Origin of the sequence: Nocardia brasiliensis, assembly GCF_011801125.1 — a bacterium.
Lineage (GTDB): Bacteria > Actinomycetota > Actinomycetes > Mycobacteriales > Mycobacteriaceae > Nocardia > Nocardia brasiliensis_C.
This window is the reverse complement of the sequence record NZ_CP046171.1, coordinates 7310678-7336927: the sequence shown is the minus strand read 5'-3', so window position 1 is coordinate 7336927 and position 26250 is coordinate 7310678. Positions and strand designations below refer to the sequence as shown.

The following is a 26250-nucleotide window of genomic DNA, read 5'->3' as shown; positions in this document are numbered from 1 at the left end:
GCCTCCGTGCGCGTTGATTCCGCCCCGCGGTGCGCGGCGAGGTCGCCTTGGCGGCCTCGCCGCGCGCGGCTGTTTTCCTCAAACCCATTGCACGAGTTGCAGGATGATGCCGTTCGGATCGCGCATCTGGAAGTAGCGCTCGCCCCATTCCTCGGTCTCGAGTTGCGTCACGATCGGTACGCCCTCGCCCTGTAACCGGGCGAACTCGGCATCGATGTCGGTCACCACGAACACGACGAGCAGTCCCTCGCCCGCACTGCCCGCGATGCTCGCCGGCTTGAAGGACTTCAGGCCGGTGCGCAGGTAGATGACGTTCATCCCGGCGTCGGGGCGTTCCAGGGAGACGAAGCCGTCGGCGGACATCTGCTCGGTGAAGCCGAGGTGGTCGATGAGGAAGCGGGCCGAGGCCTGCGGGTCGGCGACGTTGAGGGAGATGGCGGAAGCGGTGATGTTCAAGGGGGTCCTCCTCGGCTCGGGAAAAACTCTATACTATGTACGCTGTACTTTGTAGAAGAATTCTCGATGGGCCGCACTATGACCCGCGTCACACCGATACCATCGGATCGACCATGGCGAGGAGGCAGGGTGGCAGACGGCGCGACACGAGGCCGCGGCAAGCAGGAGCGCAGCGGCGCGGGTGATCCCGTGCGCACACTGGAGTTGCTGTGGCGGGTGCCCGGCAGTCAGGCGCGCGGGCCGAAGCAGCGCAGCAGCGTCGACGCCGTGGTCGGCGCGGCCATCGAGATCGCCGACACCGCGGGGATCGAGGCGCTCACCATGCGTGCGGTCGCGACCGCACTCGGCATGACCCCGATGGCGACCTACACCTATGTGCCGGGCAAGGCCGAACTGCTCGACCTCATGGTGGACCAGGTCTACGGCGCGATGGCGCGCACCGATCTGGACGAATTGCCCTGGCGCGCAAGGGTGACCGCGATCGCGGGGGAGAATCGCGCACTGCTGGCCCGGCATCCGTGGCTGGCCTACCTGCCGACCACCCGGCCCCCGCTCGGGCCCGGTCAGTCCGCCAAGTACGACCACGAGCTCCGTGCGTTCGAGGGTCTCGGCCTGGACGACCTCACCATGGACGCCGCGCTCACCTTCGTCCTCGGCTTCGTGAACTCCGTGGCGCGCATCGCGATCGACTCCGCCCGCGCCGCGGTCGACAGCGGCATGTCCGACCCGCAGTGGTGGGACCGCGCCGCCCCGCTGCTCGCTCGGCTCGTCGATCCGCGGCAGTATCCGGTGGCTACCCGCGTTGGCACCACGGCGGGTCAGGCCCACGATGCCGCCTACAGCGCCGACCACGCCTACGACTTCGGCCTCGCCCGCCTGCTGGACGGCCTGGCGGTGCTCATCGAAAACCGCTGAGGCCGTAGCGTTTCGCGCTGCTCCGGTGCGGCGTCCAGGAGCTTCGGCACCACCCCCGACGAGGAACTAGACGCCGTCGCGTTGGATGCGGAGCGCGGTGATGGTGGCGGCAAGACCCTCGTATTGGTTTACGAGCAGGACGATTTCGATCAGGCTGCGCTCGTCGTAGTGTTCGGCGAGTGCGCTCCAGTGGGCGTCGTCGAGGTCACGGGTGTGCACCAGCTGATCGACCGCGGCGAGCAGGGCGCGGTGCTTGGCGGACCAGTCGGGCGCGTCCGGGCCGGTGCGCAGCCGCTCGAGGATCTCCGGGGTCACGCCCGCGCGTTTGCCGAGCCGGATGTGATGGTCCATCTCGTACTCGCACCCCCGCAGGTGCGCGACCCGGATGATCACCAGCTCCGATTCGTGCCTGGGCAGCCTGCCGCCCGGCATGAGCTTGCCCGAATAGTGCAGCCAGCCACGGAACAGCCCCTTGGTCCGGCCGAGGGTGCTGAACAGGTGCGCGTCCGTGGTGCCCGCGGCCCGGGACAGTACCCGCCAGACCACCCAGTTGACCGGGCCGAGTTCGCGTATCCGGCCGGGGGAAATACGTGGTCGCAGCGCTGCATCCATGCTGGTCGGCACCTCCGCGTGATCGATGAGCGCCCGGGCGGTGCCGGGCCGCCGGGTCAGCCTACCGGCGAGTTCGCCGCCGATCGAGGGCTGTGCGCGGGGTTCGCGGCGACCGGGGTGCCGAATTGCCTGCGCACCCTGGGGATTACCCGGTTACGATCGGATTCGTGGGCAGCTGGGCGGCGCGTGGGGGACAGCCGGAGCTCGCCGTGCCGTCGGCCATGGGTCGTCGGTCCGGCGGCAGCGGTAGCGCGCGCTAGCACGCCCCGGAAGACGTGGAGAGGCGGACGAGCTCGACATGCTGGTGAGGGTCAGGCCCGGGGCGCAGCTCTCCGGTGCCGAACAAGAATTCGTCGAATGCCTGCGGTCGTATCCGTCGCCCGCCCTCGCCATGGTCGATCTACCGGTCGCCGAGCGGCGCATCGATGCGGTGGTCTGGACGCCGCGCGGGCTCACCGTGCTGGAGGTCAGGGGCTTCCAGCGCAGGCAGAGCGGCATCCTCAACCTGTCCGTCGACGGCCCGTGGAAGATCAGCGACGCCGAGGCCGCCCTGGACGATCGGCCCGGCCGCCCGTCCGACCGGCTGGAGAACGCCATGGTCGCGGTGAAGCACACGCTGGAGCGGGCGCTGCTCGACGCGGGGCATGTCTGCGGCGCGGTGGTGCTGGTGCCGTTCCGCGGCGCGGTGGTCCGGCCCTCGCGCACCAACCTGCGGCCCGGTCTGGACGTGGTCGTCGGCAATGTCTCCGACGCCACCGAACTGCGCATCTACCTCGAAGGCTTCTCCGCGGGCCCGCGACGCTGGACCGCCGATCGGGTGATCGGCGACTGCGCCGCGCTCGGGCTCGGGGACCTGACCCCGTCGCGCGCGGAGCTGGTCGCCGCGGGCTTCGAGCAGGTGGCCCAGGAATCCCCGAGCGTCATCCCGCGCCCGCCCAAGCCGCGGGCCGAGCCGACGCCGGGCGTCGCGACCAAGCGGCAGTCCTACGCGGGCTGGGGCGTCGTCGCACTGGCGCTGGTTGGCATGGTCGTGGTGCTCGGCGTGATCGCCAATTCGCTGGTGCACGACTCGTCGCAGCCGCACCCGGTGACCAGCACCACCAGTCCGACGCCGTCGCCGCCGCCGTACCAGCCGAAGTCCTGCTTTCCGTTCCAGACGGACTGCTGACCCCGGCGGGCTCAGATCGCCATCGCCGTCCGTACCGCGTCCGCCGCGGCGGCGCCGCCCGCACCCGTGGCGGTGACGCGGCCCGCCTGCAGGATGTAGCAGCGTTGTGCCGCTTGCAAAGCGAAGCCGATGTGCTGCTCCACCAGTAGCACGCTCAACCCGCCGCGCCGGGTCAGATCGACGATGGTGCGCTCGATCTCGGCGACCACGGACGGCTGGATGCCCTCGGTGGGTTCGTCGAGGATGAGCAGCTTGGGCTCGGTGATCAGCGCACGGGCGATCGCCAGCTGCTGTCGCTGCCCGCCGGAGAGCAGCCCGGCCTTGCGCGGCAACAGCTCCCGCAGTGCGGGGAACAGATCGAGCGCCTCGTCGATCGAGGCCTTGCCGCGCTTGCGTCCGTCGGCGACCACCTGCAGGTTCTCCGCGGTGGTCAACTGCGGGAAACTCTGTTGTCCCTGTGGCACATACGCGATGCCGCGGCGCACCCGCCGCGACGGCGACAGTTTGGTGAGCACCTCGCCGTCGAATCGGATCTGACCCGACCAGGTGCCGATCAGCCCGACCGCCGTGCGCAGCAGGGTGGTCTTGCCCGCGCCGTTGTGGCCGAGCACGGCGACGACGCTGTCGTCCGGAACCGTCACCGAGACACCGTGGATCACCTCGGTGCGACCGTAGCCGGAATGGAGGTCGACGAGCTCGAGCATCAGGCGGACTCCTTGTTCGAGGCGTGATCGTGTGCGGCGGCAACCTCTTCGAGGTCGGAGCCGATCGCCGCGGCGGTGCCGAGATAGACCTGCTGCACCAGCGGATCGGCCTGCACCTGTGCCACGGTGCCCTCGCTGAGCACCTGTCCGCCCGCGAGCACGGTCACCGAGCTCGCGAAGGCCCGCATGAAGTCCATGTCGTGCTCGACCACCACGATGACCCGGTCGCCGCCGATGCGGCGCAACAGGTTTCCGGTTTCCTCGCGTTCCTCGGCACTCATGCCCGCGACCGGTTCGTCGAGCAGCAGCACCGACGCGTGCTGCACCAGCAGCATGCCGATCTCGAGCCACTGCTTCTGGCCGTGCGCGAGCACGCCCGCGGGCCGGTCACGCAGGCCGCCGAGGCCGGTGAGCTCCATGGCCTCCTCGATGCGCGGCAGCACCGACCGGCGGCGGCGCAGCATGGTGCGCACGGAACGCCCCGCGCCGGCGGCGATGTCGAGATTCTGCAGGACACTGAGCTGTTCGAACACGCTGGCGGTCTGGAAGGTGCGCCCGACGCCGAGCCTGGCGATCTGATGCACCTTCTTGCCGAGCAATTCGACGCCGGTCTTCTGCGCCGATCCGGTGGCACTCACCAAACCGGTGATCGCGTCGATGAGCGTTGTCTTCCCGGCCCCGTTGGGGCCGATCAGGAAGCGCAGATCACCTTGCAGCACAGTCAGATCGACGTCGGTCACCGCTTGGAATCCGTCGAAACTCACCGAGAGACCGCGGATTTCGAGGTATTCACGGGACATGCTCGCGGTGGCGCCGGGCAGCGGCGGCGTGGTCATCGCGCCTCCGCTCGCACCGGTTCCGGCAGCGGCGTTGTCGGGGCAGCACGTCGAGATCTATTGTCCAGCAGCCCTTTCAGTAGCGGCCAAGCGCCCGCCAAGCCGGCTGGAACGAAACCGATCACCATGATGAACAACACCCCTTGCAGATAGGTCCACCCGGACGGGAACTGCTCGGACAACGCCGTCTGCGCCCACGCCACCCCGATCGCGCCGAGCACCGGACCGAGCAGCGTGGTCCGCCCGCCGATCGCGACGCCGATCAGGAACGCGATGGAGGGCACGACGCCGATGTCGGCGGGCGAGATGATGCCGACGATCGGGGTGAACAGCGCACCGGCGATGCCGGCGAAGAACGCCGCGACCACGTACGCGACGATCTTCACGTTGGCCGGGTCGTAGCCGAGGAAGCGCACCCGCTCCTCCTGATCCCGCACCGCGACAAGCAGTTCCCCGTAGCGGCTGTGCATCAGCTGCCGCGCCAGCGCCACCACCACGAGCAGCGTGCCCGCCGCGAGGAAGAACAGCATCCGCCGATTCGCCGGGTCGGCGAGCTTGAAGCCGAATAACGCCCGGAAGTCCGACAACCCGGTGAAGCCGCCGATGGCCTGCTGCCCGGTCAGCAGGATCGCCAGCGCCGCGGCCAGCGCCTGGCTCAGAATGGCGAAGTACGCGCCCTTGACCCTGCGCTTGAAGACGCCGTAGCCGAGCACCGCCGCGACCAGCGCGGGCAGTACCGCGATGGCGAGCAGCGTGACCGGTGCGGACGCGAAAGGCTGCCAGAACGCGGGTAGTTCAGCGATGCCGGCGATCTCCATGAACTCGGGCACCCCGTTGCCGAGCCGGGCCGCGTCGGCCAGTTGCAGATGCATCGCCATGAGGTAGGCGCCGAGGCCGAAGAACACACCCTGCCCGAGCGTGAGCATTCCCCCTCGGCCCCACGCCAATCCGATGCCGACGGCCACGATGGCGAAGCACAGGAATTTCGCGAGCAGATTCAGGCGGAAGTCGCTGAGCACCGCGGGAGCGACCGCGAACAACAGGATCGCTGCGATCCCGAAGCCGCCGAGGGCGGTCCAGGTGGAGTGCTCGCGCCACCGGCGTGTCGCCTTGGTCATACGAGACTCCTTGTCCTGGTGAGGAACAGGCCCTGCGGCCGGACCTGGAGGAAGACGACGATGGCGACGAAGACGATGACCTTCGCGATCGACGCGGTCGTCGAGTACTCGATGAACGAGTTGAGCAGCCCGAGCGCGAAGGCCGCGAGCACCGTGCCCTTGATCTGGCCGAGCCCGCCGATCACCACCACGAGAAACGCGTCGATCAGATAGCTCTGGCCGATGGTGGGGCTGGTCGAACCGATCAGGGTCAACGCGACCCCCGCGATGCCGGCCAGCCCCGACCCGATGAAGAAGGTGCTGATATCGGTGAAACGGCTGGACACACCGCTGGTTTCGGCCAGGTCGCGGTTCTGCACCACGGCGCGGATGCGCCTGCCCAGCGGCGTCGTCCGCAAGACCGTGGCCAGTGCGAGCACCGCGGCGACGGCGAGCACCAGGATGAACAGGCGGCTCTTCGGCACCACCGCGCCCAGGATCGTCACTCCGCCGCTGAGCCATTCGGGCGCGAGCACGTTCTTGGCGGGTGCGCCGAAGAGATCGCGGGCCAGCTGCTGCAGCACCAGCCCGACGCCGAAGGTGACAAGCAGCGTGTCCAGCGGCCGGGTGTACATCCAGCGGATCAGGCCCATCTCCAGTGCCGCGCCGAGTAGGCCGCCGACCAGGAAGCCGACCGGCAAGGACACCGCAAGTGCCGCGCCGGTCGACGAGATGACCTGCTGCACAACATAGGTCGTGTAGCAACCGGCCATGATGAATTCACCGTGCGCCATGTTGATCACGCCCATCTGGCCGAAGGTCAGGGCAAGGCCGAGCGCGGCGAGCAGCAGAATCGAACCCAGGCTCAGCCCCGTGAAGAGCTGGCCGACAACGACATCCATCTACTTGAGGCCCTTGGCCCACTCGTAGGACTTCAGATACGGGTCGGGCGTGACGGCCTTGCCCGAATCCCACACGGTGTAGATGAGCCCGTCCGGCCGGATCTCGCCGATTCGCGCGGTCTTGGTGATGTGGTGGTTGGCGCCGTCGATGGTGACCAGTCCTTCCGGCGCCTCGAAGCTCACGCCGTCCGCCGCGGCCTGCACGTCGGCCACCTGGAACGACTTCGCCTTCTCGACGGTGTTCTTCCACAGGAAGACCGAGGCGTAGGCGGCCTCCATCGGGTCCGAGGTCGGCTTGTCGGCGCCGAAGGCGGCCTTGTAGTCGGCCACGAACTTCTTGTTCACCGGGGTGTCCACGGTCTGGTAGTAGTTCCACGCGGTGAGCTGGCCCGCGATGTTCTGCGCGCCGATGCCGGCGACCTCCTCCTCGGCGATGGAGACCGAAACCACCGGCATCTCGGCGGCTTTGAGGCCTGCACTGGTGTACTCGCGGAAGAAGGCGACGTTCGAATCGCCATTGAGGGTGTTGAACACCGCGCCCGCCTTGGCGTTTCGCACCTTGTTCACGATGGTGGAGAAGTCGGTGGAGCCGAGCGGGGTGTAGTCCTCGCCCTTGATCTCGATGCCGTTGGCCTGCGCGTACGCCTTGATCTCCCGATTGGCCGTCTGCGGGAAGACGTAGTCGGAGCCGACCAGGTACAGCGAGGTGATGCCCTGCTGTTTCAGGTAATCCAGCGCCGGAACGATCTGCTGGTTGGTCGTCGCGCCGGTGTAGAAGATGTTCTTGCTGTCCTCCAGTCCCTCGTACTGGACCGGGTAGTACAGCAGTGCGTTCAGGTTCTCGAACTTGGGCTTCATCGCCTTGCGGCTCGACGAGGTCCAGCCGCCGAACACCGCGGCGACACAGTCGGAGCTGATCAACTTCTCGGCCTTCTCGGCGAAGGTCTTCGGATCCGACGCGCCGTCCTCGAGCACCAGCTCGATCCGCTTGCCGAGCACGCCGCCCGCGGCGTTGATCTGATCGACCGCCAGCTTGGTCGAATTGGCGACGGTCACCTCGGAGATCGCCATCGTGCCCGACAGCGAGTGCAGCGAACCGATCTTGATCGAGTCCTTCGAGGTGTCCACGCAGGAGGCCGCGTTCGAGCCCGTGGTCGAGGCATCGTCGCGGGCGCCGCACGCGGTCAGCAACAGCCCGGCGAGCGCCACCGCGGTCGGTACCGCCATCGCCTTGGCCATGCGCCGGGAGCGGAGTCGAGGGATGGCACGGAAATCTGACATGGGGCGGACCCTTCTCACTTCATCAGGCAGAACTCGCGGCGCGCAGTGCGCCGCGGCGAATTCATCCCGTCTTTGCCCCGGTCAGCGCGGTGGACCGGCCGCGGGCGGCGGGGGTCTTCGTGGTCCGAACGTTAGACAGAAGTTGTTGCGGCGGAATATCTCTCGATGACGAGTCCGTTTCGTCTGTTTCGTCCGTGTGAACCCTTGGTGGTTACCACCTGGTGAACTCGGCGCGGGCGGCCCATGCTTACGGTTGCGTAGCGTGACCGCGGTGGGGCACGCTGCGTTTGTACAACGTCAGAACGGCCGAACCCGGGAGGACCGTCGTGGGTCACTACAAGGCGAACGTGCGAGACATCGAGTTCAACCTGTTCGAGGTGTTCGGGCTGGACAAGCTCCTCGACACCGGTGCTTACGGTGATCTGGACTCCGAGACCGTGCGCGAGATCCTCGCCGAGGTGAAGCGGCTGGCCGAGGGCCCGATCGCGGAATCGTTCGCGGCCGCCGATCGCGATCCGGTGGTCTTCGACCCGGCCACCCACTCCATCTCGGTGCCCGACGCGTTGCGCAAGACCATCACGGCCGTGCACGAGGCGGACTGGAGCAGGCTCGGGCTGCCCGAGGGCATGGGCGGCACGCCCGCGCCCGCCGCGGTGGTCTGGGCGGTGCAGGAGATGATCAACTGCGCCAACCCGTCGGCGAGCTTCTTCAACATGGGTCCGGTGATGGCCTCGGTGCTCTACAACGTCGGCACCGAGCAGCAGCGGCACTGGGCCACCGCGGGCTACGAGCGGGGCTGGCAGGGCACCATGGTGCTCACCGAGCCGGACGCGGGCTCCGATGTCGGTGCGGGCCGCACCAAGGCGATCGAGCAGCCCGACGGCACCTGGCACATCGAGGGCGTCAAGCGGTTCATCTCCGGCGGCGATGTCGGCGACACCGCCGAGAACGTCTTCCATCTGGTCTTGGCGCGGCCCGAAGGGGCCGGTCCCGGCACCAAGGGTCTGTCGCTGTTCTACGTGCCCAAGTTCCTGTTCGACCCCGAGACGCTCGAGCTCGGCGATCGCAACGGCGTGTTCGCGACCAATGTCGAGCACAAGATGGGCCTGAAGTCCTCGCCCACCTGTGAGCTGACCTTCGGCGGCGACGTGCCCGCGGTCGGCTGGCTGGTCGGCGACGTGCACAACGGCATCGCGCAGATGTTCCAGGTGATCGAGAACGCCCGCATGATGGTCGGCATCAAGTCCTCCGGCACGCTGTCGACCGGTTACCTGAACGCGCTCGACTACGCCAAGGAGCGGGTCCAGGGCGCCGACCTGACCCAGATGACCGACAAGGCCGCGCCGCGCGTGACCATCACCCACCACCCGGACGTGCGCCGCTCGCTGGCCTTGCAGAAGGCCTACGCGGAAGGCCTGCGCGCGGTCTACCTGTACACCGCGGCACATCAGGATGCTGATGTGGCACAGCTGGTTTCGGGTGCGGACGCCGAATTGGCGCATCGGGTCGACGATCTGCTGCTGCCGATCGTCAAGGGTGTCGGCTCGGAACGGGCCTACCAGTACCTGACCGAGTCGCTGCAGACCTTCGGCGGCTCGGGATATCTGCAGGACTACCCGATCGAGCAGTACATCCGGGACGCGAAGATCGACTCGCTGTACGAGGGCACCACCGCCATCCAGGCGCAGGACTTCTTCTTCCGCAAGATCATTCGGGACAAGGGCGTGGCGATCGGGCACGTCACCGGTCAGATCGAGGCCTTCCTCGACACCAAGAGCGGGCGCTTCGAGACCGAACGCGAGCTGCTGCGTACGGCTTTGGCGGACGTGCAGGCGATGGCGGCCACCCTCACCGGCTATCTGATGGCGGGACAGCAGGATCCGGCCGAGCTGTACAAGGTCGGCCTCGGCTCGGTGCGCTTCCTGCTCTCGGTCGGCGACCTGCTCATCGGCTGGCGGCTACTGGTGCAGGCCGAGATCGCGGCCGCCGCGCTCGCCGCGGAGGCGGCGCCGAAGGATCGGCCGTTCTATACCGGAAAGATCGGTGCGGCAAGCTTTTTCGCCAAGAACGTGCTCCCGCAGCTCACCGCGAACAAGGCGATCATCGCGGCGATCGACAACGACATCATGAAGCTGGACGAGGCGGCCTTCTAGGCCGCCGCCGGTCCGGCGCTCAGTCGGCGAGCAGCTTCAGCACCACGGGACGCGAGAGCGTGCCCGATACCCGGCGGGCGAGCTGGTTGGCGCTCGCGCCCGTCGCGTGCGCGTCGCGCAGGGCCTCGGCCAGTTCGGCACGGGCGGCCTCGGCCGCGGCCTGCGCCTCGCGCAGGCGCCGCGCGGCCCGATCGACCGCGGTATCGGGATCGAGCGGTGCCTCGGGATCGAGCGAGGTCTCGAGGTCGACAGCGGCCTCGGGGCTGACTGCGGGCTCGGGACCGACTGCGGCCTCGGGACCGAGCGCGGCCTCGGGTTGGAGCGAGATCCCTGGTTGGAGCGGGGTCTCGGGATCGGTTGCGGTGGCTCGGGCCTGCGCGGTGGCGGATCGGTGCGCAGACTCGGTAGTCAACCCGTTGACCGGCTCGGCATCGAGTGCGCCGGCGGGCTCGCGACGCTGGTAGTCGCGGGGGAAGTTGCGCATCGCCGCGCGGGCGAACTCCTGCATGAACTCGCGGGTCGCGTCCTTGTCCTCGGCGGCGGCGCCGAGCAGCAGCCTGGTGGTCTGCGGGACCGCGAGACTCCAGTTGGACATGCCGCAGAGCGCGAGCAGCAGGTGCCCGGCGAATCGGGCGTCGACGCCGAATTGGTCGATGGCCCTGGCGAATTTCCGCTCGTAGTTCTGCGCGCGCCACCCATCGATGTCGTGCGCGTCCACGCCGCGGTGCAGCCCCTCCCACAGCAGCAGGCGCAGCAGCTGCGGGTTGTTGTTGTGATAGTCGAACAGCTTCGCGACGTAGCGGCCCGGGTCGGTCTCGGTCAACGGCTGGACCACATCCATGAATTCCCGCATGGTGTCGATCAGGATGACGTCGAACAGCTTGTCCTTGCTGCCGAACAGGCCGTAGATCCGTTCCTTGTTCACCCCCGCCGCCTCCGCGATGCGGTCGACGCGCGCCCCGGCCAGGCCGTATGCGGCGAATTCGTTTCGGGCGGCACGCAGCAGCGCCTGCTTGGTCGCGTCGCTGCGCTTCATCGTTGCCGTCATGGGTTCGACTTTACCAGCCCATTAAACCAACTATTTGGTTGACAGTGTGCCGACCGCGGACCTACTGTCGTCCACATGGCAACGCAGACCCTCCTCCCGGCCGGTGCCCCGGCCACCGCGCCCACCCTCAGCGCTGCGCCGCGCACCCACACGGCGCGCACCCTGCCTGTTTTCGTGTTGTCCGCTTTGCTCGCCACCGGACAGATGTATGTCCCGATTCCCCTGTTCACCGCCATGAAAGCGGACTGGAACGTCGGCTCGGGCGTGATGACCTGGATCATCAGCGCGTTCGCCTTCGGCTACGCGGGCGGGTTCGTACTCTTCGGTCCGCTCTCGGATCGCTACGGCCATCGCAAGGTGCTGATGACCGGCATGCTGGTCGCCGCGGTGGTCACGCTGTTGACCGGCCTGGCCTTCAGTGCCCCGGTGGCGGTCGCGCTGCGCGTCGTGCAGGGGCTGGTCGTCGGCTCGATTCCGCCCGCGATCATGGCCTACGTCGCCACCCGCATCACGCCCGCGCATCGCGCCGTGGTGACGATGTCCATCGCCACCTCGTTCCTGGCCGCGACGGTGGTCGCGCAAATCGTCTCGCAGGCGGTGGTCGCCTCGTTCCCGTGGCGCACCGTATTCCTCGCCTCCGCAATCCTTTTCGCCGTGCTCGCGGTCGCGCTGCGCAAGCTGATGCTCGATGACGCGCCGACCGGGCGGGAACTGCCGCTGCGGCACAGCTATGCCGCGATCCCCGCGGTGTTCCGGCTGCTGCCCCTGGTGCCGATGCTGGTGGCGGGTGCGATGAGCATGGCGGTGATGGTCGGCATCTACACCGGTCTCGAACTGACCGGCGTGGTCACTGGTTCCGGCGAGCTGCTCGCCCTGCGTGCGGGCGCCCTGCCGGTGATGCTGTTGCTGCCGTTGCTCGCGGTGCCGCTGGCGCGGCTGTCCAAGCACAGCCAGATCGTGCTCGGCGTGCTGGTCGCCGCCGCGGCGATGGTCGCGGCCACCTTCGAGGGCAGCCACCTCGCCGTGCTGACCGTGCTGCTCGCCGTCATGGTCGGCGGTCTCGGCGTGATCGCCCCCGCCGTTTTGCAGAGCGCGGGGGAATTGGGCGGCGAATCACGGGCCGCCGCGATGTCTGTCGCGATGTTCAGCTTCTACGTCGGCGCCACGGTGGGCCCGCTGGTCGCCGCTGCCGCCGCGCCGCACGGTTTCGCGGCCCTGGCCTGGACGCTGGCCGGGCTCCTGGTCGCGGCGCTCGGCATGACGGTGCTCGGCCTCGCGCTGCAACGCCGAACCGGGTCGAAGGCGCCCGCCCTGGCCTGAGTATCGGCGAGACATCAAGGCCGACACCGCGATCCGGCGGTGTCGGCCTTGTCGTTCGTGGTCGTTACTTCAGCACGTAGGGCGAGACCGAGCTGCGGTGCTCGCTGATGTCGAGCACCTTGCCGAGCGGCGGGAAGGCGCGCTGTGGACAGTTGGTGCGATCGCAGACGCGGCAGCCCGCGCCGATGGGCGTTGGCTGGACCTCGTCGAGATCGATGCCGTCGGCGTAGATCACCCGGCCCGCATGGCGCAGTTCGCAGCCGAGGCCGATGGCGAAGGTCTTGCTCGGCTGCCCGTATCGGGTGGCGCGGCGCTCCACCGTGCGGGCCACCCAGAGATATTTGCGTCCGTCGGGCATCTGCGCGATCTGGGTCATGATCTTGCCCGGGTAGGCGAAGGTCTCGTAGACGTTCCAGAGCGGACAGGTGCCGCCGCTGGCGGAGAAGTGGAAACCGGTCGCGGACTGGCGTTTCGACATGTTGCCCGCCCGGTCGACCCGGACGAAGGAGAACGGCACCCCGCGCAGCTTCGGGCGCTGCAGCGTCGAGAGCCGGTGGCAGATGGTCTCGTAGCTCTGGCTGAAGAACGCCGAGAGCCGCTCGATGTCGTACCGGAAGTCCTCGGCGACCTCGTGAAAGTGCGTGTACGGCAACACGGTTGCCGCGGCGAAGTAGTTCGCCAACCCGAGCATGGCCAGCTTCCTGGTGTCCTCGGAGGCGAAATTGCCTTCCTCGACCAGCTTTTCGAGCAGCTCACCGCATTCGAAGTAGGCGAGCTCGGCGGCCAGCTTGAAGGTGCGCTGTCCGCCGGACAGGTGCGGTGCGATCTCGAGCCGCTGGGTCTGTTCGTCGTAGCGGTGCAGCACGCCATCGCCGAGGTCGATCCGCTCGACGATGCGCACGTCGTGCGAGCGCAGGATGCGGGCGACCTCGCTGCTCACGTCGCCGCCGTGGAAGCGGATGCGGGCAGTGAGTTCCTCTGCGGCGGTGTCCAATTCGTGGATGTAGTTCTGCCGCTGATAGAAGTAGTCGCGCACCTCCTCATGCGGCTTGCTGATCGTCGCGCTGCCCGAGCCGTCGGCGAAGCGATCCTCGGTCGCGGCGGCCAGCTGGGCGGAGGTGTTGCGGTAGCGGTTGTGCATGTTGACCAGTGCGCGCGCCATGCTGGGATGGGCCGACACCATCTCGGCGATCTCCTGGGTGTCGGCCTCGATGCCCAGCTCCTGGTCCATCACGACCTCCTGGAGCTCGGCGATCAGCCGGGTGTCGTCCTGGGAGGAGAAGAATGTCGCGTCTACCCCGAACACCTCACTGATCCGCAGCAGCACCGCTACCGTGAGCGGGCGCACATCGTGCTCGATCTGGTTGAGGTAGCTGGCCGAGATCTCCAGCTTCTGTGCGAGCGAGACCTGGCTCAACCCCCGTTCGGTGCGCAACTGGCGTAGCCGCGCCCCGACGTAAGTCTTGGCCATTCGTCCAGTTTATGATCGTTTTCGCAACCGTGCCAATGGGGAATTAGCAGTAGAGCTGAGCGATGTGTCACAGCGAGACGCTACCGTCGTCGGGTGCTGTTCTCCCATGTCGTCCAGGCTTCGGCGACGGTCCGCGCGACCCGGTCGCGGAAAACGAAGATCGCGGCCTTCGCCGAATTGCTGAGCGCCGCCGGACCCGAGGAACTCGCCCCCGTGGTGGCGTGGGTCTCGGGCGAGCTGCGCCAGGGCCGCATCGGCACCGGCTGGCGCACCCTCGCCGGGCTGGATACGCCCCCGGCTCCCGTTGCGACGCTGACGGTTTCGGCCGTAGACGCGGCTCTGAGCGAGGTGGCCGAGACCTCGGGTGCCGGCTCGTCGGCGCGGCGCAAGGAACTGCTCGTGGCGCTGTGGGGCGCGGCGACCGAGCAGGAGCAGGCGTTTCTGCTGCGGCTGCTGACCGGTGAACTGCGGCAGGGCGCGCTCACCGCGATCGTCGGCGAGGCGGTCGCGGTGGCCGCGCAGGTGCCGGTCGAGCTGGTGCGCCGGGCCTACATGCTCTCGGGGCGGCTCCCGGTGACCGCGCTCGCCGCGTTGACCGGCGGGGTCGCGGCGCTCGCCGAGTTCCGGCTGGAGGTGGGGCGGCCGATCCAACCGATGCTGGCCTCGCCCGGCGCCTCGCTCGACGAGGCGCTCGCCGAATTCGACGGTGCGGTGAGCGCCGAGATCAAGATGGACGGCGCCCGCATCCAGGTGCATCGCGCGGGCGATCGGGTGTGGGTGTTCACCAGGACGCTGCGCGACATCACGGCCGGGGTGCCGGAATTGGTGGAACTGGTCGCGGGACTCGACTGCACCAGCGTGGTGCTGGACGGGGAAACCCTGGCCCTCGACGACGCGGGCCGACCACGCCCGTTCCAGGAGACGATGAGCCGCTTCGCCGAGGTGAGCTCGACCAGGGAACTGCTGCTGCACCCGTACTTCTTCGACTGCCTGCACCTGGACGGGCGGGACCTGCTCGACGCGCCGCTGTCCGAGCGGCGGGCCGCGCTCACGAGCGTGGCGGGCGAGCACAGCATTCCCGCGTTGCTCGCGCCGGACGCGGAGGCGGCCGCGGAGTACTTCGACGGCGCGCTCGCCGCGGGGCACGAGGGCGTGATGATCAAGTCGCTCGCCGCGCCGTACGCGGCGGGCAGGCGGGGTCGCGCCTGGCAGAAGATCAAGCCGACGCACACGCTGGACCTGCTGGTGCTCGGCGCGGAATGGGGTTACGGCCGCCGCACCGGTTACCTGTCGAATCTGCACCTGGGGGCGCGCGATCCGCGTACCGGCGAACCGGTGATGGTCGGCAAGACCTTCAAGGGGCTCACCGACGCGCTGTTGCACTGGCAGACAGCGGAATTCCCGCGTCATGAGCGCGCCCGCGACGAGCACACCGTCTACCTGTACCCCGAACTGGTCGTCGAGATCGCCCTGGACGGGGTGCAGGTCAGTACCCGCTACGACGGCGGTGTGGCGCTGCGTTTCGCCAGAGTCGTGCGCTATCGCCCCGACAAGGAGGCCGCCGAGGCCGACACCATCGACACCGTGCGCGCCCTGCTGCCCTGACCCGCGGACCGGCGCCGACCGCGGCACTCGCCCTGCGCCGCGGCTTCGGCGATTCGGCGCACAGCGCCGCGTGCGCGGTGCGAGGATGGCGCTGCCACTGCAACCGGGGGCTCCTCAGGGGGCACGGGTGCGCGCCAGAATGCAGTGGGTTCGGCGGGACGCTGCTTCGGGATCGGGGATGACACGTGGGTTCGATGGTGTGGCGGCTGCGCGCGTTGGTGCTGGCCGTTGTGGTGGCGGTGAGCGCGGTGCTCGGCACCCTCGCGCACGCGAATCCGATCGATGAGCTGCTCTTTCCGTCCAGGGACATCGCCGATGTCCTGCCGACGCCGCTGGGCGATCCGTTCTACGTTCCGCCTGCCGGGTTCGAATCCCTGGCGCCGGGAACGGTTCTCGCGTCCCGTCCGGGCGGCACCGGCGTCACCGGTGTCCCGCTGACCTCCACCGAGCTGCTGATCCGCTCCAACGACGCGAAAGATCAGCCGGTGCCGGTGGTCGCCACCCTGCTGATGCCGACGACGCCGTGGACCGGCCCCGGCCCGCGGCCGCTGGTCACCATCAATCCGGCGATCGACTCGCTCGGGCATCAGTGTGCGCCGTCCTATGAACTGCGGATGGTGTCGAGCAAGTTGTGGATGGCACAGATCCCGCTGGCCAAGGGTTTCGCGGTGTTGGTGCCAGATCATCAGGGACCGCGGCAGGCGTACGCGGCGGGTCTGATGGCCGGGCACGCGGTGCTCGATGCCATCCGTGCCGTGGTGCGCACGCCCGAGCTCGGCCTGGAGCCGGCCGCGCCGACCGCGATCACCGGCTACTCCGGCGGCGCCATCGCCTCGGCCTGGGCCGCGCAGCTGGCGCCGCGGTACGCGCCGGAGCTCGAGCTCGTCGGTGTCGCGGTCGGCGGGGTGCCCGCCGACTACGAGATGCTGGTGCACACCATGAACGGGCGTGACGCGGCCTCGGGGATCTTCCTCGCCGCCACGCTCGGCCTGGCGCGCGAGTATCCGGAAATGCTCGACCTGATGAACGACAACGGCTGGCGCCTCGCGCGGGTGGGCAAGGACTTCTGCATGGCCGCCGAGGAGTTCGCCGGGGTGGTCGCGCCGATCCCGGTGCAGGCGCTCACCGATGTGCCCGCGCCGACCGAGGTGCCGTTCGTTCGCGAGATCCTGGCGCAGAACCGGCTCGGCGCCATGGCGCCTGCCATCCCCGTCTTCCTGTATCACGGCGGGAACGAATGGTGGGTGCCGCTGGCCGGTGCCGAGAACCTCTATCGCGAGTGGTGCGGCGGCGGCACACAGGTGGATTTCCAGGTATATCTCGGTGAACATTTCATCGTCAGCACCAGCGGCATCCCTGGTGCATATGCCTGGATCGAGGATCGTCTCGCGGGCAAGCCCGTGGCGCCGGGGTGCACCCGATTCGGCTGATGTACGGGGGAATCCGAGCCGATAGAGGACAGGGACCAACTTAACGCACGGCCGCCGCGCGGTTAACCGCAACCACCTGGCAATCCTATTGACCCGTGCCGCACACTAGAGGCGTGACCGTCGAATTACTGGTTCTTCTGATCGTCATCGTCACAGCACTCGCATTCGATTTCACCAACGGCTTTCACGACACCGCGAATGCCATGGCGACCTCGATCGCCACCGGCGCTCTGCGGCCACGCGTCGCGGTCGCGTTGTCGGCGGTGCTCAACCTGGTCGGTGCCTTCCTGTCGGTGGCGGTCGCCGCCACCGTGGCCAAGGGCATCGTCCGGCTCGATGCGGTGCAAGGCCACGACCTGCTCATCATCGTGTTCGCCGGGCTGGTCGGCGGCATTCTCTGGAACCTGCTCACCTGGCTGTTCGGCCTGCCGTCGAGCTCATCGCACGCCCTGTTCGGCGGTCTGATCGGCGCCACCCTCGCGGCCCTCGGCTGGAGCGGTGTGATCTGGGCGGCGGGTTCGGACGGCGTGCTGACCAAGATCATTCTTCCGGCCGTGCTCGCCCCGATCGTCGCGGCGCTGGTGTCGGCCCTCGGCACCTGGCTGGTCTACCGGATCACCAAGCAGGCCGATCCCCGCAAGGTGGATTCGGGCTTCCGCTGGGGACAGATCGGCTCCGCCTCGCTGGTCTCGCTGGCGCACGGCACCAACGACGCGCAGAAGACGATGGGCGTGATCTTTCTCGCGTTGGTCGCGCACGGCACGCTCACCGAGAACGACGAGATGCCGCTGTGGGTGATGGCCGCGTGTGCGGTCGCCATCGCGCTGGGCACCTACCTCGGCGGCTGGCGGATCATCCGCACGCTCGGCAAGGGCCTGGTGGAGATCGAGGCCCCGCAGGGGCTGGCGGCCGAAACCGCGTCGGCGGCCATCATTCTCAGCTCGGCCCATTTCGGGCTGCCGCTGTCGACCACGCAGACCGCGACCGGCTCGATCCTGGGCACCGGCCTCGGCAAGGGCGCCGAGGTGCGCTGGGGCGTGATGGGCCGCATGGTGGTCGCGTGGCTGCTCACGCTGCCGCTCGCCGGTGTCGCGGGCGCGCTGTGCTGGGCGATCGCGCACTTCATCGGCGGGCTGCCCGGTGTGCTCGTGGTGTTCGCGATCCTGCTCGGCCTGTCCGGGCTGATCTATCTGCGCTCGCGCCGGAATCCGGTGGACACCACCAACGTCAACGAGTGGCCGGGTGACACGCCGGGCGAGACAACCGATCTCGAGGGTATTGCGAAGCCGGAAGGGCCTGCCGTCGTCGCCCCCGTCGCACCCGCCGCCGCTGCCGTCGTCACACCCACCGTCGTGCCGGAAACGGTGGAGGTGGCCGAAGCCGATCGTGCGCCGCGGCCGCAGGCCCTGGACGGGCAGCCTGCCGAGCCGGGTACGCCCAACCGCTCGGCGCAGGTCTAGGAGGGACAGACGTGCATACGCTCATCACGAACCTGAACTCGCTGTGGAAGGTCATGCTGGCCGGGCTGGTGCTCGGTGCGGGACTGCCGCTGGTGTTCGCGGTCGGGGTACGGTTCTGGTCGGCGGCCGAGACGGTAAGCGCCGATGGCCGTGTGACCCAACGCAATTACCCCGCCCTCGCGATTGCACTAGGGTGTTTCGGACTGATCATCGCGGCGATCATCACCGGGATCCTCTACACGGCAAAGGCTTTCATCGCCGCCAGGTTCGGCATTCACCTGTTCGGACAGTCCTGAAGGGCGGAACGTGACCGATCAAGCCAAATCCGCGGAACTTCGCCCCAACCTGCTCGGCCGGGTCATCGGCTGGCTGCGCGCCGGCTACCCGCAGGGGATTCCGCACTCCGACTACGTTGCGCTGTTCGCCGTATTGCACCGGCATCTCACCGATTTCGAGGTGGTCGCGATCGCCGAGGAGTTGGCCGCGACGAACCCCGACAGCGAGATCACGCACGAGGAGATCGAGGACGCCATCGCGCGCGTCGCGAAGGAACAGCCCGACGACCGCGATGTGGCGCGCGTCGCGTCCCATCTCGCGGCGGGCGGCTGGCCGCTGGCCGACCCGCCCTCCGACTCGGACTGAGCGAGCAGCGTTCATGCCACCCTTCCTGAACGCCATCATCGACTGGCTGCGGGCCGGATATCCGGACGGTGTCCCGGAATCGGACTACATCCCGCTGCTCGCCCTGCTCCGCCGCCGCCTCTCCGACGACGAGGTCCGCCAGATCGCCGCCGAACTGGCCGGGTCGGGGGATTTCCCGGCGGACAAGACCGACATCCAGGTGATGATCACGAAGGTCACCAACGAGATGCCCTCGGAGACCGACGTAGCGCGGGTGCAGACGCGGCTCGCCGCGCATGCCTGGCCGCAGGACGGGTCCGCGTCCTCGTTCGAGGATCGCTGACATCGACTGTCGCCCACTCTGTTTCGCCGCGGGTCCGGCGCCTCAGCGGGTCGGGCGTACTCGTTCGCGGGCCTCGGCCCTGATCCGCTGCGGTGTGGTGCCGTACCAGCGGCGCACGACGCGGGTCAGCGCGGACTGCTCGCGGAGCCCGACCAGCGCGGTGATGCGGCCCATGGGCAGGTCGGTCTCGCACAGCAGGCGGTAGGTCGCGTCGCGGCGGGCGGTGTCGAGCACCGCGGTGAATGTCGTTCCCTCCGCGGCCAATGCGCGCTGCAGGCTGCGTTCGCCGATGGTCAGCATGTCCGCGACGGTGCTGATGTCGGCGCTCGACTCGAGCAGCGCGCGGTCGACGGCCAGTCGGACCCGGGCGGTCATGGTCCGCTCGAGCCCGGCGTAGTTGCGGTCGAGGTAGTCCATCGCGAGCTTGTGCAGCATCGGATCGGGGTCGACCAGGGGGCGCACGAGCAGATCGGCAGGGAAGCGAAACAGCGTGGTCTGCATGTCGAATCGCACGTCGGCACCGAAGAATTCGAGGTAGCGCGCCAGCGGTGCCCGCTGCGCGTGCGGTAGGTGCACGGTGCGCAGGCCGTATTCGCCGCCGACGGCCCGGTCGATATACCGGTGCAGCAGCCCGGCGCCGTGGTCGATGCCTTGACTGAACGAGCTCGCCTCGGCCAGGTCCCGATAGTGCAGAGCGAGTACGCCACGCTGCTTGGCCGGATCCGGGCCGAGTTCGATCGTGAGCCCGGCGTGCTGGATGAACAGATACCGCTGCAGGCAGGCCAGCGCGCCGCCGACGGTGGCGGCGTTGAGCACGGCGACCGCGAGCGGGCCGAGCAGGCTCAGATCCTGTCGCGTGGCCAGGCGTAAACCGAAGTCGGGGCAGGCCAATTCGGTGGCGGCGACCTCGAGCGCCCACCCCATGGATTCGGTGGTCAGGATCGCGTCGTCGGAGTCCGGCGCCTCCGGCGCGATGCCGAAGCGGCGCAGCAGGGCCGCGCCGTCGCCGCCGAGTTCGTCCACCAGTTCGCGGTATCCGCGTAAGCCGGCCGCACGTCCCATGATCGCCATCGCTGGTCCTCTCGCCGCCGCCGAGCCTTGCTTCCGAATGGGTTCGCAGAATATCCAGCGGCGCTCCCGTGGACAAGTCGTTCGGCGTCATCGTCTGGGCCACTGAAGAGCATCTCACCGGGAGAAATGCGCGAGAGGGTCAGTAATAGCAGGGTGCTCTGTCGTCCTGGGGTAAAACGATGTCGCGTGGGGACGAGTCGTTATTACCGGCCAGTAGCAACAATCTGGCCTATGGATCGATCGAGAGGCGGGACACATCGATGAGGGCTCGGAACCGAGCGAAACGGATCGTGCTGCGGGCGATGGTGATCGGGTCGGTGATCTTGGCGGGTGCGCAGGCGCTGACCACGGCGGCGTTCGGTGAGCCGGCTGGGGGGTTCACCGGAATCGACGGTGGCGCGCATGCCGCGCAATGGAATTCGGCGCTGGACGGGCCGCAGCCCTACAACGGGATCTCGCCGGATCTCGCGGTGCCGATCACGATGAGCGACGGCAAGGTGCTCAAGGCCGACGTCATTCATCCGGCCCGCGACGGCCACCGCCCCGACGGTAGGCGTCCCGTGGTCCTGCAATTCCAGGGCTACGGAAAACTGCCGATCCTGGTCGGCCAGGCGGTGCTGGCCGCCGCCGACGGGCTCGGGATCAAGAAGCCGCTCGAGGATTGGATCGCCTCGGTCAATCTGCCCGGCGTCGGGATCGACGGTCTGTTCGACCTGACCCGCCAGCTCGACTCGGGCGCGGTGGAGGCCGCCGTGCAAGACTGGGCCCTGACCGAGGCCGGATACACCCTGGTGCAGGTCGACCTGCGCGGCACCGGTACCTCCGAGGGCACGTGGCAGGTCTTCGGCGACCGGGAGAAGCAGGACGCCGCCGAGGTGATCGACTGGATCACCCGGCAGCCGTGGAGCGACGGCAACGTCGGCGCCATGGGGATCTCGTTCACCGCGATCTCCGCACTGGAGGCCACCGACCGCAGGCCGCCGGGACTGAAGGCGGTCTTCGCCTACGAGGGCAGTGCCGACATCTTCAACGACATCGCCGGACCGGGCGGCGCGGTGGGCGTCGGCTTCCTGGTGCCGTGGCTGCTTGGTGTCAACGCGCTCAAGATGATCCCCGATGTCACCGCGCTCGCGGTCGGAAAGTTCGATCCCGCACAGCAAGCGCAATGGTTGAAGGATCGCATCGCCGACCCGCTGACCCTGGTCGACATGGTGGCCAACGGCTACACGGCCTTGACGCCGGACCAGCTGACCCCGCGCACCCGCGAGCTCATGGACCCGAATTCGCCGTTCCGGCAGGGGCTTAAGGCCAAGGTCGAGAACATCCAGGTGCCGACCTTCATGGTGGGCGCGTGGTTCGACATCTTCGGCACCACGCCGACCGACACGTTCAACTCGATCCCGCTGCCCGCGGAGCAGAAGAAGCTGATCATGGGCGATGGCTATCACGTCGGTTCCGGCGTGGCCGGTTTCGGCCATCCCGGCATGCCGCCGCGGCTGGATGTGTTGCAGCGGGCGTGGTTCGACCACTGGCTGCGCGGCATCGACAACGGCATCGAGAAGTACGCGCCGCTGGTGGTCAAGCAGCAGGGCGGCGGTTGGACGGACGGCTCGGAATTCCCGCGCACCGAGGCGACCTACCGACGCGTCTACCTCAACGATCAGCCATCGGGTACTGCGGCTGGCTCGGTCTACGACGGCGGCCTGGCGCAGAGCCCGCGTCAGGGCGCGGTCCGCGACCTGACGGTCGCGCCCGGCCTGTTGAGCCTGTGCGGCCGCGACGTCGCCCGCATCACCGCGGGTGTCACCGCGATCCTGGACGCGTGCGGCAACGACTCGCGGGTGTGGGAGCACGACGGGCTGAGCTTCACCAGTAGCCCGGTGGCCGAGGCGACCACCATCTCCGGCCCGATCGCCGTGCACCTCAACGTGGTGCACGACGCGACCGACGGCTACTGGGTGACGACGGTCAACGACGTCGCACCCGACGGCACCTCCCGGGAGATCGCCACTGGGCAGCTGGTCTCCTCGCTGCGGCAGATCGACGAGGCGGCCAGCAAGACCTCGGCCGACGGCGACTACACCGAACCACGCCAGTTCCTGGATCTGGATCGGCGTCAGCCCGTCGTGCCCGGCGAGCCGGTCACCCTCGACGTGGCCGTCACGCCGATCGAGGCGGTGTTGCAGCCCGGACATCGGTTGCGGGTGAACGTCTTCGCCAGCAACTTCCCGAAGGGCCTGCCGCCCGCGCTGTTCCTTGTCGATTCCGGCCTGCGGCCTGAGCGGCTTCGGCTCGACCCGGACGCGCCCAGCTGGGTCAATATCGCGCTGACCGCCGCGATTCCCGACTAGCGCGGCCTGGTTCCCTGGTTCCTAACGGAATCTCAGGAATGTCAGGGGAAGTGTTCAGGTGCGTAGGGGAGTGTGAAAGGTGCTGGTGGATCGGCTGCCCCGGTCCACCCCTCCCCAGCGGTCGGCGGCGTTACTCCTGTCGCCGCCGACCGCATCTCCTCTGGGGAAACCCGAACTTCGGTGGACCGCATGGGAACGGTTCACCCTTCCCAGCGGTCGGCGGCGTTGACGTGAGCGCCGCCGACTGCGTCTTTTACGGGGCCTCAGGCCAGGAGCTGAAGAAAGCGGGCCACCTCGTCCCGTACCGCCGCGCGGCCTGGGGCCAGGTATTTCCGTGGATCGGACAGGTCCGCGTCGCCGGCCAGAACGGCGCGGATCGCCTCGGTCAGCAAGACATTCAGCCGGGTCGCGATATTGACCTTGGTGATGCCGTGCTCGACCGCGGCGCGCAGTCCCGCGTCGGAGACACCCGAGGAGCCGTGCAGGACCAGCGGGACGGGCACCTTGGCGGCCAGGCGGGCGATCAATTCGTTGTCCAGAGTCGCGGTGCGGGTGTGCATGGCGTGCGAGGACCCGACGGCGACCGCGAGCGCGTCCACGCCGGTGACGGCCACGAACTCGACCGCCTCGTCCGGATCGGTGCGCACGCCGGGGGCGTGCGCACCGTCTTTGCCGCCGACCTCGCCGAGTTCGGCCTCGACGTGCACGTCGCGCTCGTGACACCAGCGGGTGATCTCGGCGGTACTGGCGAGATTCGCGGCGTAGTCCAGGGTGGAGCCGTCGTACATGACCGAGCGGACGCCGAGTTCGACCGCGGCGCGCACCAGTGCCGGGTCGGTCGCGTGGTCGAGGTGCACCGCGATCGCGGCGCTGCTGTCGGCCGCGATCCGCAGGCAGGCGAGCGCCAGCGGCGCGATGCCGCCGTGATAGCTCGCGGTGTTCTCGGAAAGCTGAAGTACCACAGGACGTTTCGTCGACTCCGCGGCGGCGGCGATGGCCTCCGCGTGCTCCAGCGCGATCACGTTGAACGCCCCGAGTCCGCCGGGTGCGGCGGCGGTGACCAGCTCGGCGACAGGCGTCAGCGGCATCGGTATCTCTCCTGCGGTGCTCAGCCCGGGACGACGAGGGGCGCGCGGGTCACGCCGTCGTCTCTGGGGCGGTGGGTAGGTCGAGTCGGGTGACCCGGACGGTCGGGGCGATGCGGGTGCGCAGGCAGCGATCGATCTCGCCGGCCACCGGGATGACCACGGCGGCGGCCGAGGTGGCCACCGCGTCGGTGAGGATGGTCGGCCAGTCGGGGACCTCGTCCGCGGTGAGCGCGGCGATGACCGCGGCGGTGGCGGAATCGCCCGCGCCGGTGGGGTTTCCGGCCAGCGGTTCCGGCAGTGCGGCGAACCAGGCGCCCGCGGCGGTGACCGCGACCATGCCGTCGGCGCCGCGGGTGGCGATCACCGCGCGCACACCGTTGTCGATCAGCGGGTACGCGGCGGTGACGACCTCTGCCGCGGTGACCGGTTTGACGCCGGTGAGCCGGTGCAGCTCGTCGCCGTTGGGCATCAGGACGACGCCGGGGACCTGGGCGGCCAGGCGCAGGGCCTCGCCGTCCACGTCGCAGATGGTCGGCACGTCGGCGGCGATGGCGGCGCGGGCGATCTCGGCGGGCAGGGACGTCGCGATGCCGCCGGGCAGCGAGCCGGAGATGACCAGGCCGTCGACGTCGGGCAGCATGCCGGCCACCCGGACCGCGAGCTGTTCGGCGGCGTGCGGGTTGGAGACCCGGGCGCCGGGCTCCCACAGCGCGGTGGCGGTGCCGTCCTCGGATTCGCTGATCACCACGGTGCGCCGGACCCAGGGCAGCGCGTGCACGAAATCGACCGGCATCTCCAGCTCGGCCGCGGCGGCGAACGCGTGATCGGCGAAACCGGTTGCCCGCGCGTACTTCCCGAGTTGGTTGAGCACCCGGGTGACGTTGATGCCCTTGCCGCCGATGCGCTGCTCGACGGAGCGGACCCGATGCGCCTCGCCGCGTTCGAAGTGCTCGACCCGGTAGGTCATGTCGTAGGCGGGGTTCATGGTCACGGTAAGGATCACGACAACCACTGTCCTCGCCTGAGCACCCGATGCATATGGAGATTGTCGCCGACAATCAACAGGTCGGCGAAATATCCGGCGCGCAGGTCGCCGACGTCGGCGAGGCCGAGCGCCGCCGCGGGCGTCGCGGTGGCCGCGCGCACCGCGGTCTCGAGCGGCACCCCGGACTCGCGGACCGCCCGCGCCAGGCAGTCGAGCAGCGTGCTGATGCCGCCGGCCAGCGAACCGTTGGCGATGCGGGCCACGCCTTGGCGGACCGTGACCGATTGCGGTCCGAGCTGATACTCGCCGTCGGAGAGCCCGGCCGCCTGCATGGCGTCGGTGATCAGCGCGACCCGGGTCGGCGCGGCCGCGAAGACCAGCGCGGCGAACCCGGGATCGACGTGCACGCCGTCGCCGATCAGCTCGACGATCGCCGCCCCAGCGGCCGCGGCGACCAGCCCGGCGCCGACCGGGCCCGGTTCGCGGTGGTGCAGCGGCGGCATCCCGTTCGCCAGGTGGGTGACCACGCTGCCGAAGCCGGTGGGCCGCAAGGCCTTCAGGAACGCGGAGAAATCGGCGTTGCTGTGTCCGAGCGCGACCACCACGCCGTGCTCGGTGAGGCGCTGGGCGACCGCGTCGTACCCGGAGCGCTCGGGCGCGAGCGTCATCATCCGCAGCCGCCCCCCGCCCGCCCGCAGCAGCTGATCAGTGAGCTCGAGATCAGGGTCGCGCAGGTAGCGGGGGTCCTGCGCGCCGCAGCGGGCCTCGGACAGGAACGGCCCCTCGGCGTGGATGCCGCCGATCACGCCGTCTTCGGCCAGATCGCGCAGCATCGCGGTCTGCGCGACCAGGTCCGCGGCGGCCGCGGTGACGATGCTGGCGACCACGGTCGTGGAGCCGCGGGAATGGTGGAACGCGGCGGCCGCGGCGGCCTCGTCCGGGTCGACCGAGTCGAACCGGTGGCCGAGCCCGCCGTGGTTGTGGATGTCTACCAGGCCGGGCAGCAGGGTGCCCGCGAACGCGGGCTCGGCCGAACCGGGATGCGCCGCAGCCCATTCCGGGTAGGGCACGACCGCGCTGATCCGATCGCCGACAACAGTGACGACACCGTCGTCCAGCTGGGCGGACGCGCAGACGACGCGCCCGCGGATGGCTAGTTCGGTACCCGGGCTCATAGGGCAAGCCTATTGCCGCGTCCGGCGGGCGCGGCAGGACGGCCGACGACGGGTGACCCGCCATTGATACGGGCCACGCACGGCTCCCATGCTGGGACGGACGCATTGCCGCCGTCAATCTGGGGCCGGTACCCAGTTGAGTGGGCCGCGCTCGAACC

24 protein-coding genes are annotated in these 26250 nt (G+C 69.0%); 11 read left to right on the top strand and 13 right to left on the bottom strand.

Annotated elements, in window-relative coordinates; genetic code table 11:
- Positions 1–78: 78 nt before the first annotated feature.
- A complete protein-coding gene (locus F5X71_RS33540; RefSeq protein ID WP_167465579.1) occupies positions 79–456 on the bottom strand; it encodes a VOC family protein in 378 nt (125 codons plus the stop codon).
- Positions 457–585: 129 nt separating this feature from the next.
- Between F5X71_RS33540 and F5X71_RS33535 the strand changes: the two genes are divergently transcribed.
- Positions 586–1371: a TetR/AcrR family transcriptional regulator gene (locus F5X71_RS33535; RefSeq protein ID WP_238815604.1), complete on the top strand. Its 786-nt coding sequence runs from the start codon at positions 586–588 to the stop codon at positions 1369–1371.
- 66 nt (positions 1372–1437) lie between these two features.
- On the opposite strand, the gene F5X71_RS33530 is transcribed toward F5X71_RS33535, so the two are convergent.
- A complete protein-coding gene (locus F5X71_RS33530; RefSeq protein WP_167466941.1) occupies positions 1438–1971 on the bottom strand; it encodes a carboxymuconolactone decarboxylase family protein in 534 nt (177 codons plus the stop codon).
- A gap of 310 nt (positions 1972–2281) precedes the next feature.
- Here F5X71_RS33530 and F5X71_RS33525 point away from each other — a divergent pair, with 310 nt between their 5' ends.
- Positions 2282–3151, top strand: coding sequence for an NERD domain-containing protein (locus F5X71_RS33525; protein ID WP_167465578.1), 870 nt, complete (start codon positions 2282–2284; stop codon positions 3149–3151).
- A gap of 11 nt (positions 3152–3162) precedes the next feature.
- Here F5X71_RS33525 and urtE read toward each other — a convergent pair whose 3' ends face one another.
- The 5 genes from urtE to urtA are packed head-to-tail and all read right to left on the bottom strand — an operon-like array spanning position 3163 to position 7929.
- Positions 3163–3855, bottom strand: coding sequence for an urea ABC transporter ATP-binding subunit UrtE (gene urtE / locus F5X71_RS33520; RefSeq protein WP_167465577.1), 693 nt, complete (start codon positions 3853–3855; stop codon positions 3163–3165).
- Positions 3855–4691 carry an urea ABC transporter ATP-binding protein UrtD gene (gene urtD / locus F5X71_RS33515; RefSeq protein ID WP_167465576.1) on the bottom strand — a complete coding sequence of 279 codons (837 nt, stop codon included), beginning with the start codon at positions 4689–4691 and terminating at the stop codon, positions 3855–3857. The genes urtE and urtD overlap by 1 nt, the downstream gene beginning before the upstream one ends.
- A complete protein-coding gene (urtC, locus tag F5X71_RS33510) occupies positions 4688–5809 on the bottom strand; it encodes an urea ABC transporter permease subunit UrtC (protein ID WP_167465575.1) in 1122 nt (373 codons plus the stop codon). Before urtC ends, urtD begins: the two co-directional genes overlap by 4 nt.
- Entirely contained in the window at positions 5806–6690 is an 885-nt protein-coding gene (gene urtB / locus F5X71_RS33505) for an urea ABC transporter permease subunit UrtB (protein ID WP_167465574.1), read from the bottom strand. The genes urtC and urtB overlap by 4 nt, the downstream gene beginning before the upstream one ends.
- On the bottom strand, positions 6691–7929 hold the full coding sequence (urtA, locus tag F5X71_RS33500; RefSeq protein WP_428981514.1) for an urea ABC transporter substrate-binding protein: 1239 nt from the start codon (positions 7927–7929) through the stop codon (positions 6691–6693).
- Positions 7930–8297: 368 nt separating this feature from the next.
- Here urtA and F5X71_RS33495 point away from each other — a divergent pair, with 368 nt between their 5' ends.
- A complete protein-coding gene (locus tag F5X71_RS33495) occupies positions 8298–10124 on the top strand; it encodes an acyl-CoA dehydrogenase (protein WP_167465573.1) in 1827 nt (608 codons plus the stop codon).
- 19 nt (positions 10125–10143) lie between these two features.
- On the opposite strand, the gene F5X71_RS33490 is transcribed toward F5X71_RS33495, so the two are convergent.
- Entirely contained in the window at positions 10144–11172 is a 1029-nt protein-coding gene (locus F5X71_RS33490; protein ID WP_238815603.1) for a TetR/AcrR family transcriptional regulator, read from the bottom strand.
- A 75-nt stretch (positions 11173–11247) separates the two neighbouring features.
- On the opposite strand from F5X71_RS33490, the gene F5X71_RS33485 reads away from it, so the two are divergent.
- A complete protein-coding gene (locus F5X71_RS33485; RefSeq protein ID WP_167465572.1) occupies positions 11248–12492 on the top strand; it encodes an MFS transporter in 1245 nt (414 codons plus the stop codon).
- Between the two features lie 64 nt (positions 12493–12556).
- Here the strand turns inward: F5X71_RS33485 and ramB are convergent, their stop codons facing one another.
- On the bottom strand, positions 12557–13963 hold the full coding sequence (ramB, locus tag F5X71_RS33480) for an acetate metabolism transcriptional regulator RamB (protein ID WP_167465571.1): 1407 nt from the start codon (positions 13961–13963) through the stop codon (positions 12557–12559).
- A 93-nt stretch (positions 13964–14056) separates the two neighbouring features.
- On the opposite strand from ramB, the gene F5X71_RS33475 reads away from it, so the two are divergent.
- From F5X71_RS33475 to F5X71_RS33450, 6 genes are all read left to right on the top strand, one after another.
- The gene (locus F5X71_RS33475) at positions 14057–15568 is read left to right on the top strand and encodes an ATP-dependent DNA ligase (protein WP_167465570.1); all 1512 of its coding nucleotides are present in this window, start codon (positions 14057–14059) and stop codon (positions 15566–15568) included.
- 194 nt (positions 15569–15762) lie between these two features.
- Positions 15763–16998 carry a lipase family protein gene (locus F5X71_RS33470; protein ID WP_167466938.1) on the top strand — a complete coding sequence of 412 codons (1236 nt, stop codon included), beginning with the start codon at positions 15763–15765 and terminating at the stop codon, positions 16996–16998.
- A gap of 113 nt (positions 16999–17111) precedes the next feature.
- Positions 17112–18458, top strand: a complete 1347-nt coding sequence (locus F5X71_RS33465) for an inorganic phosphate transporter (protein WP_167465569.1) — start codon at positions 17112–17114, stop codon at positions 18456–18458.
- A gap of 11 nt (positions 18459–18469) precedes the next feature.
- Entirely contained in the window at positions 18470–18754 is a 285-nt protein-coding gene (locus F5X71_RS33460) for a hypothetical protein (protein ID WP_167465568.1), read from the top strand.
- A 10-nt stretch (positions 18755–18764) separates the two neighbouring features.
- A complete protein-coding gene (locus F5X71_RS33455) occupies positions 18765–19100 on the top strand; it encodes a DUF3349 domain-containing protein (RefSeq protein WP_167465567.1) in 336 nt (111 codons plus the stop codon).
- A 13-nt stretch (positions 19101–19113) separates the two neighbouring features.
- Positions 19114–19422, top strand: a complete 309-nt coding sequence (locus F5X71_RS33450; RefSeq protein ID WP_167465566.1) for a DUF3349 domain-containing protein — start codon at positions 19114–19116, stop codon at positions 19420–19422.
- 42 nt (positions 19423–19464) lie between these two features.
- On the opposite strand, the gene F5X71_RS33445 is transcribed toward F5X71_RS33450, so the two are convergent.
- Complete coding sequence (locus tag F5X71_RS33445; protein ID WP_167465565.1) at positions 19465–20493, bottom strand: AraC family transcriptional regulator; 1029 nt, start codon at positions 20491–20493, stop codon at positions 19465–19467.
- A gap of 260 nt (positions 20494–20753) precedes the next feature.
- Between F5X71_RS33445 and F5X71_RS33440 the strand changes: the two genes are divergently transcribed.
- Positions 20754–22844 (top strand): CocE/NonD family hydrolase, encoded by a 2091-nt coding sequence (locus F5X71_RS33440; RefSeq protein ID WP_238815602.1) that lies wholly within the window; start codon positions 20754–20756, stop codon positions 22842–22844.
- Between the two features lie 263 nt (positions 22845–23107).
- Here the strand turns inward: F5X71_RS33440 and F5X71_RS33435 are convergent, their stop codons facing one another.
- Genes F5X71_RS33435 through F5X71_RS33425 form a run of 3 tightly spaced genes read right to left on the bottom strand, consistent with a single transcriptional unit; the run spans position 23108 to position 26092 of the window.
- The gene (locus tag F5X71_RS33435; protein WP_167465564.1) at positions 23108–23932 is read right to left on the bottom strand and encodes a class II fructose-bisphosphate aldolase; all 825 of its coding nucleotides are present in this window, start codon (positions 23930–23932) and stop codon (positions 23108–23110) included.
- Positions 23933–23981: 49 nt separating this feature from the next.
- A complete protein-coding gene (locus tag F5X71_RS33430) occupies positions 23982–24935 on the bottom strand; it encodes a hexose kinase (protein WP_167465563.1) in 954 nt (317 codons plus the stop codon).
- Positions 24932–26092 carry an N-acetylglucosamine-6-phosphate deacetylase gene (locus tag F5X71_RS33425; RefSeq protein WP_167465562.1) on the bottom strand — a complete coding sequence of 387 codons (1161 nt, stop codon included), beginning with the start codon at positions 26090–26092 and terminating at the stop codon, positions 24932–24934. The genes F5X71_RS33430 and F5X71_RS33425 overlap by 4 nt, the downstream gene beginning before the upstream one ends.
- Positions 26093–26250: the final 158 nt, after the last annotated feature.